This window comes from Fructilactobacillus sp. X7R9C1 (genome assembly GCF_059901005.1).
The window spans coordinates 1-557 of record NZ_JBWXVG010000044.1; the positions used below are offsets into that span (position 1 = coordinate 1).

General features: G+C 38.4%; 1 protein-coding gene. It reads left to right on the top strand.

Annotated elements, in window-relative coordinates; genetic code table 11:
• On the top strand, nt 1–428 hold a 428-nt coding region (locus tag AC6UD0_RS07325; protein WP_500708701.1), incomplete at its 5' end, for a hypothetical protein.
• Nucleotides 429–557: the final 129 nt, after the last annotated feature.

Genomic DNA, 557 nt, shown 5'->3' on the forward strand with positions numbered 1-557 from the left:
ATGGAATTGACGTCCGAGAAGGAATTGCACGTTCCTATGAACGTTTAGGTGTTATTTTAAATCAGTATCAAGCAGAGACACATCGAACCAGTAATGAAATTGATTCACTGGACCATGAATTACAATCAACCATAGCTGGATTAACACAAGATAGCGAAGTAAGGAATGCTCGAGTTGACGTTGAAGGCGTTGTTTACGAAACACTTAAGAAACGGCTTGATGAAACTCAACTAAAAACTGGAGAATTGAGTAATGTGATTGCTACTGAAAACTTATCAGGTAGTTCACTTTACATTGAAGGACTAGACAATGCGGATAGTCCTTTTTCTTATGACGTCATTTCAACGGCCGAAGAAACTGATATTCCATACGGCGTTGAAACGATTAAAGTTCAAGATATTGGAACCGAGCCAATGGGAAAGGAGTAATAAATGAGTGAATTTGAAATTAGACAAATGTATGTCCCTAAAAATGATGGCAGTAATCAAAAGAAACAAATTTTTCCTCAAACTCATCCCGATGCAGTCATCGGACTGCCCCAATGGCAGGAAACCATT